The organism is Streptomyces sp. NPDC092952, assembly GCF_044754785.1.
Classification (GTDB): domain Bacteria; phylum Actinomycetota; class Actinomycetes; order Streptomycetales; family Streptomycetaceae; genus Streptomyces.
In genome coordinates this window covers 297,120-313,337 of sequence record NZ_JBIVPT010000004.1, presented here as the reverse complement: position 1 = coordinate 313,337, position 16,218 = coordinate 297,120, and the positions used below count along the sequence as shown (strand labels likewise).

At 70.4% G+C, this 16,218-nt stretch carries 14 protein-coding genes, 1 tRNA gene and 1 pseudogene; 8 read left to right on the top strand and 8 right to left on the bottom strand.

Features of this window, described 5'->3' with window-relative positions; all coding sequences use genetic code 11:
* Nucleotides 1–195 precede the first annotated feature (195 nt).
* Nucleotides 196–1,311, top strand: a complete 1,116-nt coding sequence (locus tag ACIQGQ_RS12460) for an ADP-ribosylglycohydrolase family protein (RefSeq protein ID WP_402394128.1) — start codon at nt 196–198, stop codon at nt 1,309–1,311.
* 34 nt (nt 1,312–1,345) lie between these two features.
* On the opposite strand, the gene ACIQGQ_RS12455 is transcribed toward ACIQGQ_RS12460, so the two are convergent.
* Nucleotides 1,346–2,128 (bottom strand): SDR family oxidoreductase, encoded by a 783-nt coding sequence (locus tag ACIQGQ_RS12455; protein WP_402394125.1) that lies wholly within the window; start codon nt 2,126–2,128, stop codon nt 1,346–1,348.
* A gap of 91 nt (nt 2,129–2,219) precedes the next feature.
* Between ACIQGQ_RS12455 and ACIQGQ_RS12450 the strand changes: the two genes are divergently transcribed.
* Entirely contained in the window at nt 2,220–3,080 is an 861-nt protein-coding gene (locus tag ACIQGQ_RS12450) for a hypothetical protein (RefSeq protein ID WP_402394123.1), read from the top strand.
* Between the two features lie 118 nt (nt 3,081–3,198).
* Here the strand turns inward: ACIQGQ_RS12450 and ACIQGQ_RS12445 are convergent, their stop codons facing one another.
* The 3 genes from ACIQGQ_RS12445 to ACIQGQ_RS12435 form a co-directional block, all read right to left on the bottom strand.
* A complete protein-coding gene (locus ACIQGQ_RS12445; protein ID WP_366292587.1) occupies nt 3,199–3,405 on the bottom strand; it encodes a DUF397 domain-containing protein in 207 nt (68 codons plus the stop codon).
* Nucleotides 3,406–3,638: 233 nt separating this feature from the next.
* Nucleotides 3,639–4,505: a helix-turn-helix domain-containing protein gene (locus ACIQGQ_RS12440; protein WP_402394121.1), complete on the bottom strand. Its 867-nt coding sequence runs from the start codon at nt 4,503–4,505 to the stop codon at nt 3,639–3,641.
* 404 nt (nt 4,506–4,909) lie between these two features.
* The gene (locus ACIQGQ_RS12435; RefSeq protein ID WP_402394118.1) at nt 4,910–5,632 is read right to left on the bottom strand and encodes a GPP34 family phosphoprotein; all 723 of its coding nucleotides are present in this window, start codon (nt 5,630–5,632) and stop codon (nt 4,910–4,912) included.
* 194 nt (nt 5,633–5,826) lie between these two features.
* On the opposite strand from ACIQGQ_RS12435, the gene ACIQGQ_RS12430 reads away from it, so the two are divergent.
* Both ACIQGQ_RS12430 and ACIQGQ_RS12425 read left to right on the top strand, forming a co-directional pair.
* The gene (locus ACIQGQ_RS12430; protein ID WP_402394116.1) at nt 5,827–8,406 is read left to right on the top strand and encodes a serine hydrolase; all 2,580 of its coding nucleotides are present in this window, start codon (nt 5,827–5,829) and stop codon (nt 8,404–8,406) included.
* A gap of 285 nt (nt 8,407–8,691) precedes the next feature.
* A complete protein-coding gene (locus ACIQGQ_RS12425; protein ID WP_402394115.1) occupies nt 8,692–10,524 on the top strand; it encodes an MFS transporter in 1,833 nt (610 codons plus the stop codon).
* Between the two features lie 104 nt (nt 10,525–10,628).
* Here the strand turns inward: ACIQGQ_RS12425 and ACIQGQ_RS12420 are convergent, their stop codons facing one another.
* Nucleotides 10,629–10,889 (bottom strand): cold shock domain-containing protein, encoded by a 261-nt coding sequence (locus tag ACIQGQ_RS12420; RefSeq protein ID WP_402394112.1) that lies wholly within the window; start codon nt 10,887–10,889, stop codon nt 10,629–10,631.
* Between the two features lie 99 nt (nt 10,890–10,988).
* On the opposite strand from ACIQGQ_RS12420, the pseudogene ACIQGQ_RS12415 reads away from it, so the two are divergent.
* From ACIQGQ_RS12415 to ACIQGQ_RS12405, 3 genes and pseudogenes are all read left to right on the top strand, one after another.
* Nucleotides 10,989–11,057 (top strand): annotated as a pseudogene (locus tag ACIQGQ_RS12415) (oxidoreductase); the annotation flags it as partial.
* Between the two features lie 361 nt (nt 11,058–11,418).
* A complete protein-coding gene (locus ACIQGQ_RS12410) occupies nt 11,419–11,829 on the top strand; it encodes a DUF6193 family natural product biosynthesis protein (RefSeq protein WP_402394109.1) in 411 nt (136 codons plus the stop codon).
* A gap of 266 nt (nt 11,830–12,095) precedes the next feature.
* On the top strand, nt 12,096–12,575 hold the full coding sequence (locus ACIQGQ_RS12405; RefSeq protein WP_402394107.1) for an SMI1/KNR4 family protein: 480 nt from the start codon (nt 12,096–12,098) through the stop codon (nt 12,573–12,575).
* Between the two features lie 273 nt (nt 12,576–12,848).
* Here the strand turns inward: ACIQGQ_RS12405 and ACIQGQ_RS12400 are convergent.
* Nucleotides 12,849–12,921: transfer RNA gene (locus tag ACIQGQ_RS12400), tRNA-Arg, on the bottom strand.
* Between the two features lie 203 nt (nt 12,922–13,124).
* A complete protein-coding gene (locus ACIQGQ_RS12395) occupies nt 13,125–13,643 on the bottom strand; it encodes an SRPBCC family protein (RefSeq protein WP_402394104.1) in 519 nt (172 codons plus the stop codon).
* A gap of 333 nt (nt 13,644–13,976) precedes the next feature.
* Between ACIQGQ_RS12395 and ACIQGQ_RS12390 the strand changes: the two genes are divergently transcribed.
* Entirely contained in the window at nt 13,977–14,555 is a 579-nt protein-coding gene (locus ACIQGQ_RS12390) for a TlpA family protein disulfide reductase (RefSeq protein ID WP_402394102.1), read from the top strand.
* A 108-nt stretch (nt 14,556–14,663) separates the two neighbouring features.
* Here the strand turns inward: ACIQGQ_RS12390 and ACIQGQ_RS12385 are convergent, their stop codons facing one another.
* Nucleotides 14,664–15,941: a M6 family metalloprotease domain-containing protein gene (locus ACIQGQ_RS12385; RefSeq protein WP_402394100.1), complete on the bottom strand. Its 1,278-nt coding sequence runs from the start codon at nt 15,939–15,941 to the stop codon at nt 14,664–14,666.
* Between the last annotated feature and the right edge of the window lie 277 nt (nt 15,942–16,218).

Below are 16,218 nucleotides of genomic sequence, written 5' to 3'. Positions count from 1 at the left end.
TCTTTCCGGGCATGGGTGCCGCCGCGGTTGACGCCGTGCTCCGGTCGCCCCGCAGGGCCAAAAACGACCTGCCGGACGACCGTTGCCATACCCACGCGTACCCGCTTCCGCGGCTCTCTACCGACGGTTCCTGTTCGATTACAGTGCTGCGCAGTCGCAGGCGGGCCGGAACACGGCCCGGCGGGGGAGGGCACGGTGAGTGCAGGAACCACGGCCGTGTGGGGCCGTGCCGAGCAGCAGGACTTCCGCAGCCGGGTGCGCGGCGCGCTGCTCGGCGGGGCCATCGGGGACACCCTCGGGGCGGCCGTCGACCGGCTCGCCCTGGAGGAGATCCGGGAGGCCCACGGCACCGACGGCGTCACCGACCTCCTGCCCGTGCACGGAACCAGGGGCACCGTCACCGCCGTCACCCAGCTCGGCCTCTTCACCGTCGACGGACTGATACGCGCCCAGGTGCGCCGCGACATCGGAGCCTGGCACCCGCCCACCGACATCCACCGCGCCCACCTGCGATGGGCGGCCACCCAGCACGACTGGGGGCCCGACGAGCGCCGCGAGGACAACGGCTGGCTCGGCCGCCAGGAATGGCTCTACGCCCGCCGCGACCCCACCCGGGAATGCCTGATGGGCCTCGGTGACACCACCATGGGCACCCTCGACAGGCCCAAGAACCCCGACGCGCGGGACGCCGCCCCCCTCACCCGCTCCGTCCCCTTCGGGCTCCTCGTCGGCTGGGAGCCGCAACTCGTCCTCCAGCTCGCGGTCGAGTGCGCCGCCCAGACCCACGGCCACCCCACCACCCTGCTCGCGGCCGGCGCCCTCGCCGTACTCGTCCACGGGCTGACCCGGGGCGAGACCCTCGACGGAGCCGTCCAGCACACCCTGGCCCTGCTCGCCGAACGCCCCGGCCACGAACCGGTCACCGAAGCCCTGAAGCAGGCCCTCGGCACGGTGCGCCAGGGCATTCCCGGGCCCGCCCTGATCGAGTCGCTGGGGGCCACCGACACGGCGGAGGAGGCCCTCGCGGTCGCCGTGTACTGCGCGCTGGTCGGCGAGGACGTCCGGCACGGCCTCCGGCTGGCCGTCAACCACGGCGGACCGTCCGCCACCACCGGGGCCCTGTGCGGCGCGCTGCTCGGAGCCCTGCACGGCGAGACCGCCCTGCCGCCCGCCTGGCTCGCCGAACTGGAGGGCCGGGCCACGGTGCTGGAGCTCGCCGACGACTTCGCCATGGAGATGACGCAGGGGCCCGCCCTGCACGGCCCGGCCGCCGCGGCCCCGGGCTGGCTGACCCGCTACCCGCGCGCCTGAGCGGCCACCCCCGAACCGGGGCCGCCGCACCCGGCTACCGCATCAGCTCCCCCGCGTTGACCAGCAGCGACTGCCCGGTGATCGCCCGCGCCCGGTCCGAGGCCAGAAACGCGACGGCCTCCGCGACATCGCCGTCCGTGGCCGGCTCCGGAAGCGCCATGCGCTCGGTCAGCCTGCCCAGCACCTCCGCCTCGGGCACCCCCTCGCGCCGCGCCGTCGCCCGTACGAACCCCTGCACCGGCGGCCCCCACATCCAGCCCGGCAGTACCGTGTTCACCCGGATCCGGTGCGGCCCCAGCTCCTGGGCCAGGGAGTACATGGCCGAGGTCAGCGCCCCCTTCGAGGCCGCGTACGCCGCCTGCCTGACCTGCGTCGGCGCGGCCACCGCGGACTGCGTACCGATGATCACCACCGCCCCGCCCCGCTCCTTGAGCGCGGGCAGACAGGCCAGGGTCATCCGCAGCGTGCCGAGCAGATTGACGTCCAGCACCGACCGCCAGGCGTCGAGATCGGCGTCCTCGATCCCGCCGAAGTGGCTGTCCAGCGCCGCGACATGGACCACCGCGTCGATCCGCCCGAACCGTTCCACCGCCAGTGCGGCGAGCGCCCCGCACCGCTCCTCGTCGGTGATGTCGGTGGGCAGCCGGGCCGTGTGCCGGCCGTCCGGGTCGATCTCCGCGGCCGACCGGTCGAGATTCGCCGCGGTACGCGCCCCCAGCACCGCGTTGCCGCCGTCCCGCACCACGGCCGCCGCGACCTGGTGCCCGAGCCCCGGCCCCACTCCCGACACCACGACGGTCTTCCCCGCGAGCAACATCGACGGCCTCCCGACACACCCTGGCAGTTCTTCTGACGATGCGTCAGAGTAGAGCGCCGCCACGGAGTACGGAAGGGCAGGAGTGAACGTCATGAGCGAGGAGACACCGGCCGGGGGCACCCGGAGCGAGACCTACGCCGAACTGGCCGCGCTGGGCCCGTACGGCGTCCGTCCCGGCCATGCGCTGATCACCATGGTCGAACCGCACCCGGGCCAGGAGTACGCGTACAACCGCTGGTACGAGGACGATCACTACTACGCGGGCGCGATGGCCATGCCCTGGATCTTCGCGGGGCGGCGCTGGGTGGCGCCCCGGGCGCTCCAGGAACTGCGCTACCCGGAGACCTCGGCGGTGGCGCGGCCGGTCACGGCGGGCTGCTACCTGTCGACGTACTGGGTGACCGAGGGGCGCTACGACGACCACATGCGGTGGACCGTCGGCATCAACCGGAGGCTGAACCAGGACGGCCGGGTCCACCAGGCCCGTACGCACGTCTTCACCGCGTTCCAGGACCACGAGGCGACGGTCTACCGGGACGGGGCGGCGGGCCCCCGGGACTTCCACGCCCTCGACCACCCGTACGCGGGGCTGGTCCTCGAAGTCGTCGACGCGGAGGGGCCCGAGCGGCGGGCCGAACTGCTGGAATGGCTGCGCACCCGGCACCTGCCGAAACGGCTGGCCGGCTCACCGGCGGCGATGGTGACGGTCTTCCGCCCGACACCGCTGCCCGGCGACCGGATGAGCTATGTGAAGCAGGTGGAGGGCGTCGACACCCGGCTGACCCTGCTGTGGTTCCTCCAGCGGGAGCCGGGGGAGTGCTGGGCGGAACACTTCACCGGACTCGACGCGGAGGTCGCGGAATCCGGACTGGGGAGGGTGGAGTTGGTGGCGCCGTTCATCCCGACCGTGCCGGGCACCGATCTCCACGTCGACCGGCTGCGCCGCACCTGAGCGGCGAACTCCGTCCGCACACACGCACGTCGACCCTCTCGGCCAGGACGGCGGACCGGTCGAGAGGGCCGACGGCGACACCCCGGGTGATGCCGCGACGCGAACGGGGGCGCATCGGTCAGGCGTCGACGCCGCCCTCGGCGACATCCCGCACGAAGCAGTTCCACGCGGCGGGAACGAAGGTGATCGAGGGACCCTCGGGAGCCTTCGAGTCACGCACGGAAATCGCCCGCACCAAGGGGGACCTGACTTCGACGCAGGCGCCGTTGCCCCCGGAATACGAGGACTTCGTCCACTGGTCCGTAGCACCCTGACGAATGGCCATGTTCACTCCGGTTCTGAAGAGTCGCGCGATGTCCGGAATCACTGTTCCGGCTGGTCTGATCGACGCTACTCGCCAAGACTCTGGCGCAAAGGAGGCGTTCACTCGACCGAGTGGTGTGTACCAATAAGATCTTCCGTCCGGGAGGGGTGGCGGTGTACCTTACGGCCACCCCTCCCGTAGCATTATTTCATTGTCGGCAATCCGGACAATCGGTCACGGAATCAGCCGTGGAATCAGCCGTCGAGATCCGTGTACTCCTTCGCGATCCCGGCGATGAAGTGCCGGGTCTGCTCGACATTCAGCGACTGGGCCCGAAGGTGCTCGTACATGACGCTGTAGAGCTGGACGTCGTTGCCCTTCTCCAGGTAGAGATCGCTGGTGACGCCCTCGATATAGACGACGCTGGAATCCGCGGCGTCCGGGAATTCCAGAATGGCGTACTGCCCGTTGATGCCGGGGTGCGCGCCCATGTCGAACGGGAGCACCTGCACGGTCACGTGCGGCAGGTGGGAGAGCTCGATGAGCTGCTCCAACTGCTCGATCATCACCTGCTTGTTGCCGACCGTCCGGCGCAGCGCGGACTCGTCGATCACCGCCCACAGCCGCAGCGGGCTCTCCGGGTCGGTGATCCGGTCCTGACGGCGGGCCCGGACGCTGACGCGCTTGTCGATCTCGCTCTGCGGGGCCTCCGGGAGCGCGCCGTTGATCAGCGCCTCGGCGTAACTCCGGGTCTGCAGAAGGCCGGGGACCACCTGGGGCTCGTACACCCGCAGCGATTCCGCGTCGGTCTCCAGGCCGATGTAGACGCTGTACGGAATATCCCCGAACGCGTGCCACCAGCCCTGCTGCCGCGAATCCTTGGCCATCTGCATGAGCGAGTCGACGATCCGCTGGTCCTCGACCTCGTAGACGCCGCAGAGGTCGCGTACGTCGCGCTGGCTGATGGAGCGGCGGCCGTTCTCCAGGCGGCTGATCTTCGACTGGGAGACCAGCAGGCGCTCCGCCACCTCTTCGGCCGTCATGCCCTTGAGTTCGCGCAGGCGGCGCAATTCCTGGCCCAACCGGCGTCGTCTGACGGTGGGATTGACGTTGGACGGCACGGAAACGGCACCTCCGGCTATGTAGCTGTGCGTATCTACTGCTGAGCAGATTGCCACCCGTCCGCCCCGCGGCGCTGGGAAATGGCCATACGAATGTGCGCGGGGCAACCGTTGTTGACGATTGCCCCGCGCTCGGTGCGGCTCCCGAACCGGGTCTGTGACGGCGGCGCGGCGGTATTCGGTTGTGTGCTGGTGCTGGTGCTGGTGCTGGTGCTGGTGCTGCGGGCCTGGGCTCTGTCTTCAAAGTGCCGTCGTCCGGCCGGAGGCCGGGCCGTGCGGTGTCCGGTGCGTGCGATCGCAAGGCGGAGGATCGTCCCCGTACTGGGCGTACGGGGACGACTCCGACAACACGGCGAGCGTGCGTGCCGGGCGCCGCACGGCAGACGGCAGTTTGAAGACAGGGCCTAGTGGGCGGCGGCGCGCGCCATGGTGGTGCGGCGTGATCGCGACGGCGCTTGCGGCTGCAACGGAACTCCGGCCGCCTGACTGCGGCGTGGTTGTGCGGCCGCCCCGTTCTGGACGTCCATCACGGCGTGCGCCACGAGTCCGCCCATGGGGTCGTGCCTGATCAGGTCCCGGAGCCTGGAGCGCGACGAGCGCCCCTCGTTCCCGGGGTAGAGATGCTTGCCGAGACCGACCGAGTGGGCCAGCGCGGCGAGCGCCGCGGTCCGCGGGTCCGGCGGTACGCCGGTGCGGATCGCACTGTCCAGCCTGGTCCTGATGTCCCGGCTGATCGCCGTGTCCGTCGCCTGGTAGCGAGTTGTCGGCAGCACTCCGCACATCTGGCCCGCCACGGCATGCACCATGCCGCACCGCTCCAGGTGCGCGAGGTAGATCTGACGCAGCCCCAGCCGGGGCCCGCCGATCCAGTGGACCGCCCGGACCGGACTGCCGCGTCGGCGCAGCAGTTCCAGTGCGGAGTCCAGAGTTGGATCTCCTGTCGGCCGTGGCATCACCACGGCGATACGATCCCCGTCAGGGGCTATCCGTCCTGCCAGAGCCAGCTCTACTAGCTGGGCTCCGGCGAGGCCGAGGTCGAGCGACTGCGGCTGCGCTGTGGTACCCGTGGCCGGGTCCAGAGCGAGCAGCAGAAGCTCCTCCGGAATTGTTCTGCGGCTCCTGCCCATCCATGCCTCCCCGCGTGGATGAATGACAGGGTGACCCCTCTCACATTGGTCTGTCGAGAGTGCCAGGGTGCTTTGCGTGGGAACCAGTAGGTATGTCGTTCTCGTCTAGCAGCCGGGCCAGTGGTTCACCACGGGACACTGGTAGATGGTTCGGACAGCGCGGGGGGTTCCCGCGCCGTATGGAGGAGGCATCGGTGGCGGGCGAGTCCCCCGACAAGTCGGAGCAGCAGAAGTCGTCGGGAACGGCTCGGAGCGAGAGCGATCCGCGACTTGCCGTCTTCCGTGAGGAACCCGCCGAGCGGGCGGAGTCCGAAGACGCGGGGTCCGGCGAAGGGGCATCCGGGAAGCCGGACACGGCCACGGCCGTCTTCCGTACGAAGCCGAAGGCCGGCGAGAGCAAGGCGGACACGGCCACGGCCGTCTTCGGTACGAAGCCGGCGGCTGACGAGGGCAAGGCGGACACGGCGACGGCCGTCTTCGGTACGAAGTCGGTGAAGGACGCCTCCGAGGACGCGGAGGACGTGTCCGGGGGCGGCGAGGACGTCTCCGAGGGCGCTGCGGACTCCGAGGGCGCCGAGGGGGCCGCCGAGGTGTCGGACGCCGGAACGGGCGCCAAGGGGCCGGAAGCGGCTCCTGAAGCCTCTGAGGGCGTTGCGGGGCGCGCGGACGCGGCAGAGGACGAGGCGTCCTCCGACGCTTCCGACGATGCCGAGGCCGCTTCCCGTGAGGAGGGGCCCGAGGCGGAGGTCGAGGCGGAGGCGGAGGTCGACTCCGACGACAAGCCCGTGGCGAAGGCCGAGGACGAGAAGTCCGAGGGCGGGCAGGCCGAGGAGCCTGAGCAGCCCGAGGCCAAGGCCGCTGCGAAGCCCGAGAAGGACGACACCAAGGCCGCTGCGAAGCCCGAGGACAAGACGGACTCCAAGGCGGATGCCAAGGCCGACTCCAAGGCCGAAGAGGAAGAGAGCGCCGCCGAGGACAAGCCCGAGCCCGAGCCCGAGCCCAAGCCCGAGGACAAGGGCAAGGACAAGGGCAAGGACAAGGGCAAGGACAAGGCCGGAGACGACGCCGACGCCGCTGATGACAAGCGCGCCGACACGGACGCCGACACCGACACCGGCACGGACGCCGACGACAAGCGTGGCGTCGACCAGCCGACCGCGATCTTCCGGGCGCCCGCCCCCCGGGTCGACCAGCCGACGACCGCGCTCAAGATCCCCCCGTCGGAGTCGAAGGCCGCGAGGAAGTCCGGAACGAAGCCGGACGCGAAGCCGGACGCGGAGTCCGCGTCGAAGCCGGAGGGCGCCCCCGAGCGCACCAGCAAGTTCGTCCCCCTGCGTGGCGACGACGTACCCCAGGCCAAGACGCCCGCGCCCGTGTCCGCGTCCGTGGCCGCGCCGGGTCGGCCGGAAGCGCCCGCCGGGTCCACCATGGCGGAGCCCGCCTCGCTGGCCCCGGCCGAGCGGACCACGCAGCAGCCGATGCCGCCCAAGGCGCCGCTCGACCTGCTGGCCGAGCTGACGAACACGCCTCCGCCGCCGGAGACGCCGGTCCGTACCGCCGTCCGCAGGGTCAAGATCTGGACGCCGCTGGTCCTGCTCCTGCTGGTCGTCTTTGCGATCGTGCAGATGGTGCGCCCGCTGCCGACGCCCGAACCGAAGCTGTCGGTCGACCCGGCCTACACCTTCGGCGGCGGCCGGCTGAACCTCACCTGGCCCGAGCAGGGACAGTCGGCGGTGACCGTGGACGGCGTCGGCTCGATGGGCAGCGCGGGGGCGCAGAAGCCCGCGCCCATCGCCAGCGTCGCCAAGGTCATGACGGCGTACGTGGTCCTCAAGGACCACCCCCTCAAGGGCAAGGAGGAGGGCGAGAAGATCACCGTCGACCAGCAGGCCGAGGACGAGTCCAAGCGCGAGGACGAGTCGACGGCGCCGATCAGGAAGGGGCAGCAGTTCACGCAGAAGCAGCTCCTCCAGCTGCTGATGATCCCTTCCGGGAACAACGCGGCACGGCTCTTCGCCCGCTGGGACGCCCCGTCCGAGAAGGAGTTCGTGGCGAAGATGAACGCCGCGGCCAAGGACCTCGGCATGACGAACACGACGTACACGGACCCCAGCGGTCTGGACAAGAAGACCGTCTCCACCGCCGAGGACCAGCTCAAGCTGGCGCGTGCGGTCATGCAGAACGACGTGTTCCAGGGGATCGTCGACACCCCGCAGATCAACATCCCGGGGATCGACCAGACGATCTACAACAACAACACCATCCTGCTGGAGCCCGGGGTGAGCGGCATCAAGACCGGTTCGTCCACCCCGGCGGGCGGCAACCTGCTCTGGTCCGCGAACACCGTGGTCGACGGCAAGAAGCTGTGGATCTACGGCGCCGTCATGGGCCAGCAGGCGGGCACCGGCCAGCCGTACGACAGCCTGAAGATGTCCCTGGACAACAGCCTCAAGCTGATCAAGGACGCGCAGAAGGCCGTCACCTCCGCCCGGGTCGTGAAGAAGGGCGACGTCGTCGGGTACGTGGACGACGGGCTCGGCGGCCACACCCCGCTGGTCGCGACCCGCGACCTGAAGGCCAAGGGCTGGCCGGGGCTCAAGGTCGAGCTGTCGGTGTCGGACAACGGCAAGGAGATCCCGCACGAGGCGGCCGCGGGCACCGAGGTGGGCGTCGTCACGGTCGGGACCGGACCCGGCATGGTCAGCGCACCGGTGGCCCTCCAGAGCGCCCTGAAGGCCCCCGGCCTCAGCCAGAAACTGACCCGCATCAGCTGACCCGGATCGGCTGACCCACATCAGCCGACCCGGACGGGCCGGGTTCCCGGCCCCGTATCACCCGTGCCCCGCAGCGCCCGCCGCGCTGTGGGGCACGGCTGTGAGGTCCACCCGGTCATTTCCGGGCAAGCCAATTCCAGACGGCTGTTTTCGGCCAGTAAAACGGTGCGTGCTAGCGTCCCGGAGACAACGTGTGGATGCTGGGGCGCGTCTTCCGGCAGACAAGGCCCGCGCGGTACGCCGTCGGCTCCGATCATGGTCCGGACAAGGACGGGGAGATGCGCAGTGACCACTGCTGAGCCGAGACGGGCGGAGCCCGGCGAGGACGCGAAAAGCGCTGCGGACGCAAAGCGCACCGAGGGCGCGAGGCACCCCGGCGACCGCACCCCGCCGTCCCCCTCCACCGGATTCACGCACTGGTGCCGCAGCCACCCGGTCCTGCTGACGACGATCGTCGCGGCCGTCGCGCACGTGCTCTGGTTCTTCCTCGGCGCCAACAGCGGCGGCGACCTCGCGGCCCAGGACGCCTGGGCCGAATTCGTCGGGCGGCACCCCGGCACCGCGTACAACCTCGCCTGGTACGGGGGCATGCACCCCGTCTCGTACAGCGTGGTCTCGCCGTACGTGATGTCCGTGCTCGGCGTGCGGACCACGATGATGATCGCCGGGACGGTGTCGGCGGCGCTGACCGCGCTGATCCTGGTCCGGGTCCGGGCCGTCCGCAACCCGCTGGCCTGCTCGTTCGCCGGGGTCTTCGCGTACCTGTGCAACGCGCTCTCCGGGCGGGTCACCTTCGGGCTCGGCATGATGTTCGCGGTCGGCGCCACGGCCGCGGTGTTCTGCTGGCCGTACCGCTGGCGGTACAAGCGGTGGGCCAAGGCGGCCGTCGCCGCGCCGCTCGCCGGGCTGGCGACCGCGAGCAGCCCGGTGGCCGGGCTCTTCCTGGGCGTGGTCGCCGCCGCGCTCTTCCTGCACAAGCGGCGCCCCGGCGCGTACGCCATCGGGCTGGCCCCGGTCGCGGTGGTGGCGCTGTCGGCGCTGCTGTTCCCGTTCTCCGGCACGCAGCCGATGTCGATCGCGACGCTCTCGCTGCCGTTCCTCTTCTCCGCGCTCGTCTTCGTCCTGGTGCCGCGCGACTGGCGGACGGTGCGCACCGCCGCCGCCGTGTACGGGATCGGGACGCTGCTCACGTACGTCATCGACTCGCAGATCGGCTCGAACATCACGCGGATGGCGATGCTGTACGCCGGAGTGGTGCTGCTGGCCGCGCTGCCCTACACCGTGCCGCGCTCCCGGCGCTGGTACGCGCTGATCATCGCGTTCGCCGGGCTGAACTTCTGGATCGGCTTCAAGGGCGTCGACGACATCGTCCGCACCGCCCCCACCGCCTCCTGGGCGCGCGAGCTGGCCCCCCTCGTCCACCAGCTGCAACAGGTCGGCGCGGAGAAGGGCCGGGTCGAGGTCGTCCCCGCGAGCAGCCACCGCGAGGCGTCCGCACTCGCCCCGTACGTCAACCTGGCCCGCGGCTGGAACCGGCAGGCCGACATGGAGCGCAACCCGCTCTTCTACGACGACACCCTGAACTCCGCCAACTACCGCCAGTGGCTCGACCGCTGGGCCGTGCACTACGTGGTGCTGCCCAAGGGCAGGCCCGACTCCAGCGGCGCGGTGCGGGAGGCGGAGCTCGTCGACGGAGGGCTGCCGTACCTGAAACCGGTGTGGTCCGACAGCAACTGGCGGCTCTACGCGGTGGAGCGCCCGGTGCCGCTGGCCGACCCGCCGGCCACGGTGGACCGCGCGGGCGCGGGCGAACTGACCATCCACGTGAAGAAGCCGGGCCGGGTCCTGATCCGCGTCCCGTACTCGCGCTGGCTCGCCCTCATCGACGCCGAGGGCCGGAGCGTGGAGCGGCCGCAGGAGACCGAGGAGTCCAAGCGGCGCACGGACAACGGCACCCCGCGCACCTTCGTCAACACCAACGGCTGCCTCCTCAAGGTCGAGGAGGACGCGGACGGCGACGAGTGGACGGAACTCCTCGCCCCCCGCGCCGGCGTCTACCGCCTGGGCGCCCCGTACCAGATCTCCCCCGGCACCCCCTGCCCGGAAGAACTGCGCTGACGACCCAGGGCCGGGGCGCACCCGTATCGACAGCGGCAGCCGCGTCGACGCAGGTCGCTTCGACAGGCGGCGACGTTCGCGGTCGTTGACGCCAGGTGCGGATGTCAGACGGACCTGGGAGTGATGCTGACCGCGCGGTAGTCGTACCCGTCCTGCTTGAACCCGGGTGCTTCCCAGACGAGATCCACCTGTTGCCCCGGTGTCAGCGTGCGGAATCCGGGTGCCTGAATGTCGGCGTAGTGGCCGAAGCACCCTCCCGGAGTCTCGGGCGAGTCGAGTACACCCCACCCCTCCTCGTCGCGCCACTCCCGCACCGTCGCGGCCACGGCTGCGGTGACCTTACGGGTCACCTTGCGGCGGCTCATCTGCCTCTCCCCTCAGCCGACCCACAAGATCATAAAGGCCTGACCGGTCAGGCCGACGGTTCACGACGCCCCCATGGCACGCCCCCGCCACTCATGACCGGAGTGGCGCCCCGGGTGGTGATGGAGATCCTTGGCCACTCGCAGATCAGCATCACCATGGACGTTCACTGAGGAGGCGCCTCGCTCGGCAGCCACCGGCGCCGTTGCGTCAGGTCTGGACCCCTTCTGAACTGATGCCCCCGGCGGGATTCGAACCTGCGGCACCCGCTTTAGGAGCGAGGTGGGGCGAGTTGGGGCCTGATCTGCGGGGCGTGGACTTCGGCGCCTGCTGGCTGTGATCGCCGTCGGCAACCGGGGTTCCCCGTGAGTCCCCGCTCGATCTGGCGCGGTTGTGGCACGGCGAAGCTTCTGATCTGTAGCTCTAGCCGGATCGGTCAGCAGTGGCCATTCCGGCCGCTACGGGTCCTCAGAGGTATGCCACTGGACGGGAGCGGTTACTGGGGTTGCGGTACGGATCTGCTGTACCGCCATGGAGACCTTGCCAATCGTCCATTGGATGCAAGATCGTACGTTCATGCCCGAGGCCCCTGATGCTGAGACCGCGTGGACCTGGCTGTTGGAGCGTCGGCCAATGACCCGCGGCTGCTTCGACGATTCGTTGCCGCCCATCGCGGCTGCCGCATACGCGGAACCCGTGCTACGCGCCCTCTTCCCATTTCACACCCACAGCACGCTCAAGTTCATCCGCGATGCTCCCCCGTGGCCTGAGCCTCCGACTGATGATCTGTCGTTTGTCGTGCTGGGGGAGCCGCCATACCGCGTCCACACGGCCGGTTACGCGACCCTCGGAGAGGTCGCGACGGCTGAGGATGCCATCAGTTTGTTGGTGGCTCACCTGCCTGCGGATCTGGGCACCGATGCAGCCGGCCAGCATCCTTGAAAACCGTCGTAGCGCAAGTCAGCCAGATGCACTCCAGCCCGCCACCGGGGCCCAGCGCGCTCCGCAGCAAGAAGAAGGTGGTATGCCCGGGGAGCCTTCAAGGGCCTTCGAACGGACGGGAAGGCCACCCCTGGTGATGGTGGTCGCATGGATGGCCGACCCCCAAGTAGAAACCCGCCCCCAAAGTGCTGTGATCAGGCTTTCCACAGCCGAGATGATCACTCGAAGGGATAGCCTCCACCGCTCCGAATTGAGAGGCTGAGCCGGTGACTGACGATGAGGTTGTCGAGGCGTTGCGAACCGTGGCCGAGACGGGGACCTTCCCGCCGCCCGCAGCGCCTAAGGATGTCGTCGAGGCGGAAAAGGTCATCGGTTTTCCTCTGCCTCCGCTGTTGCGGCGCCTGTATATCGAAGTGGCCAACGGCGGATTCGGCCCCGACGAGGGAATCCTGGGTGTGCGCGGGGGGCCCGCACAAGGCAACCTCGCGGACATCGCCGAGCTGTACGAGGACGGCCCCGACCCGTCCGGCCGCATCCCTGCCGGCCTGGTGCCGATCTACGACTGGGGCTGCACGATCTGGTCGCTGGTCGACTTCCGCGATCCTGCGGGCCCCATGTGGTGCACCCATGAAGGAGAGCACTGGCCCCAGGGCATTAGCCTCTCGCAATGGCTGACCGGCACGTTGACGGGTACGGTCACGGTCGACACGCTGCTAGAGAGTCAACCCCCGTCGCAGATCAGCTGACGGGATCGGAGCCCACGGCGCTCGCCACGATTCGGCCGGCACTCGCGTACGGCGCCCCGTCCATCCTGGAGTCTGCCCGCGCCGCACTGATCCACCAGCACATGACGGCTGACCGGGACCGTGCCATCGCTGATCGACTGGGAGCCATGATCCGCCAGCGCCAGGGGGGACGTGGACTCCTGGCGGACTTTGCGGCACGTGCGTGGCACGGCCGCGATCACGACAAAGGGCCAGTTCGAGAGGGTCAAGCCTCTGAACTGGCCCTTAGTGCTGTGCCCCCGGCAGGATTCGAACCTGCGACACCCGCTTTAGGAGAGCGGTGCTCTATCCCCTGAGCTACGGAGGCGGGGATGCGCCGGAAGTGTGTCCGAAAGCCTGTGCGGAGAGCAAGGGGATTCGGGTCGACTGCCGACAAGGTTGTGGCGGGCGGGTCGATCAAGGCCCGGGCCACCGCCGATAGTGTAGCGGTTGGGTGGAAGCGGCGCCGGTGCGCGATCGCGGCTTCCGCGGCGTGGTGGCCCGGGGTGGAGGCGGGGGCCCGCGTTCGGGTCAGTGTGCGGTGTCGGCCTCGGCCTCGGCCTTGACGCCGGCCAGGGTGGACTCGATGCCGGTGCGGAGCAGGCCGATGCGGCCCCCGACGATCTCCTCCTCGCGGTCCGGGTGCTTCTCCACGTACGCGTTCAGCGGGCCCTGGGCCGGGCCGAGGGTCATGCCGTGGCGCAGGCGGGTGGCGGTGCCGTCGGCGAGGGGCTCCAGGGTGTACGTCCAGATGGAGAGCGGGTCGCCGCCGGGGGTGTCCCCGTAGACGACCGCCCATGCGAAGGTGTTCTGCTCGGAGAGTTCCGTGATGCGGCTGACGGTGCGCCAGTCGCCCAGCATCTCGTTGTGGTTGCGGCCGGCGAAACAGGCGCCGATCGCCGGGCCCTCGGCGCCGTCGATCCACTCGACCTCCTGGAGCTCCGGGCTGTACCGGGTGGAGGTGGTGATGTCCGAGACCAGTTCCCACACTCGCTGCGGCGGGGCGGCGATGTCGGTCACGCACTCCACACGGGCATCGGCGAGACGCATGTTCATCCTCCAGTGGACGGATCGGACGCGCCGCCGTCGGCGGTCCTGCCCGGCGGCGCGCGGTACGGGAACGGCCCGGATCGCGGGTCGTGTTCACCGTACCGGGGCGCCCTCCGCCGGGTCGCGGCGGGCGGGCCCGGCGACCGGCCGGGCAAGGGGGTGGTAGCGGGCGGAAGTTGGGGTGGGCGTACGGTTCTGAGTGCCCAACGGAAACGTTCGGTACGGGGGGTTCGGTACGGGCTGTCCGGACCCGTCCGTTTCTTCAGCACGCACGGGGAACCCCCGGCCCGGACGTCGGGTGGCGCCTGACCGACGCCGCCCCCAAGGACCCCCATGAAACTCCTGAAACGCCCCATCGTCCCCCTGCTCGCCGCCCTCGCCTGCGTCGGAGCCCTGATCGCGGCGATCACGGCCGGCGGAAGCCCCGGGACGCCCAAGGGCTACCACCGCGGCGACAACGGCACGCTGACGATCGAGAACGCGTACCGGCCCGGCGCACCGGACTACACCGGCATCGGGCTCGACGGCCGCCCGGTGCGGCTGTCCGACTTCGACGGGAAGATCGTCGTGATCACCGCCTGGGCCTCCTCGTGCGATCCCTGTGTCGAGCAGGCCGAGGTCCTGGCCCGGTTCCAGCGGAAGGCGGCGGAGCGGGGCGACGCCGCCGTCGTGGGGCTGAGCCGGGACAGTTCCTCCGAGATGGCCCGCGTCTTCACCGAGAAGCACGACATGCCGTACCCGAACGTCCTCGACCCGAGCGGCAAGCGCCTTCTCAACCTGCCCAAGGGGGTGCTGGCCACCCACGGGGTGCCCGTCACGCTGATCGTGGACCCGCGCGGGCGGATCGCCGCGACGGCCTCCGAGCCCGTCACCGAGAGCCGCCTGGAACGCCTGGTCGCGACCGCCCACTGACGCCCGCCCACTGACGCCCGGCCACTGATGACCCTCCACTGACGCCCGCCCGCCGATGCGGGCCCGCTGGCGACCGCCCTCCGGCGCCCCGGCCCGTCGCCGGAGGGTTCACGGGCGGGATATCCGGACCCGGTAGTTCCCGTCCTCGTCCTTGTCGACCACGGCTATCCGGATGCCGTGCTTCTTGTCGGTGAAGGTCTGGCCCGGCAGGAAGGCGGCGTCGGAGAGCTCGGCGTGCACATTGGGCAGCCGGGTGCATCCGGCGCTGCCCTTGGTGCTGTCCATGACGGAGACCGGCCCCTGGCCGGTGTCGACGTCCGAGCTCACCTTGTAGATCAGCACCCCCGGGCGGCAGATCGCCCGGTCGTTGCCGCCCGGGGCGCGCACCTCCACCGCGTAGCCGGTCGTGTCGCTCAGCGGGACGAACGCCAGCTTGGTGCCGCCCCTGGCGGCCAGCGGGCGGAGCAGGTGGTCGGTGACGCCGGGGCGGGCGGCGCAGCTGATCTGCTTGTTGTCGAGCCAGCCGAGCTTCCACTTGTGCCAGCCCAGCAGATCGTTGTTGGCCCCCCAGTCCTCGGACATGATGTCCCAGTGCCCGACCGCGCCGCCGCCGGTGGGCGTGTACAGGTCGGGGAGGCCGAAGACGTGGCCGTTCTCGTGCGGCAGTACGCGGTAGCCGTCCCGGGCGAACGAGCCGGAGCCGTCGTCCTGGCGGCTGTAGATGAACGAGGTGTTGGCGAGCGGGACGCCGTCCGCCCGGGGGGCCTCGTTGTTGCCGGAGAAGGTCACGGACAGCACGGTGTCCAGTGCGGAGGGGCCGGCGTTCGGCGTGACCAACACGTTGACCAGGTCGTACTTGGCGAAGTCGACCTTCGGGTCGGCGACGGAGACGAGGTCCTTGACGAGCTTGCGGTAGCCCGGCTCGTACGGTGATCCCCGGTCTATCCCGTACGCGGAGAACGGCCGGGGCATCCGCAGCCAGGTCTTCAGCGGGGCGTCGGGGCGGTAGTCGAGCCGCCCGTACGAGGCGGTCCGGAACCACTGGGTGGTCTGCGGGAAGAATTCCGCGTACCGGCTCATCGCCGGACCGGAGCCCGGTGCGTCCGGGAAGTCGATCATCAGGTTGAGGGCGCGTATCCGGCCCGTCGAGCGGGCGTATCCCGTCGGTGTCGGCATCCCCTCCGACATCTGTACGCCCATGGTCGCCGGTATTCGGCACGGGGATATGCCCGCGGCGCTGGTGGTGGAGACCGGTCCCGCCGAGGCCCGGTCGGAGTCCGGGAGGATGCTGCTGGCCGTGGCCAGGGAGGCTATGACCAGGGCTGTCGTGGAGGCGAGCACGAGCGGGCGGCGGTGGTCGCGTATCCGGCGGCGGGGATTCTCCATGCAGGCGCCTCGGGGTCCGCGGCAGTCGGCCGACCCTGACTGCGCTCTGCGGTTCAGCCTGTTGCGGGTGGTGCGCGGGCGCTCGCTGGGTGCGCCGTTCGGCTGGTTCTCCGCCGCGAAGGTGTGACGCGGGTCACGGCGGGGGTGGGAAATAACCGGGGAGTGCTTCCCCGTTTGCACCCGTGCCCCCGCGAAACGGGGAAGCACTCCCCGGTTGTGCCGGGGCGTACGAGGGAGAACGAGGCCACCCCCGGGTGGTCCCACGGAACAGGGAAGG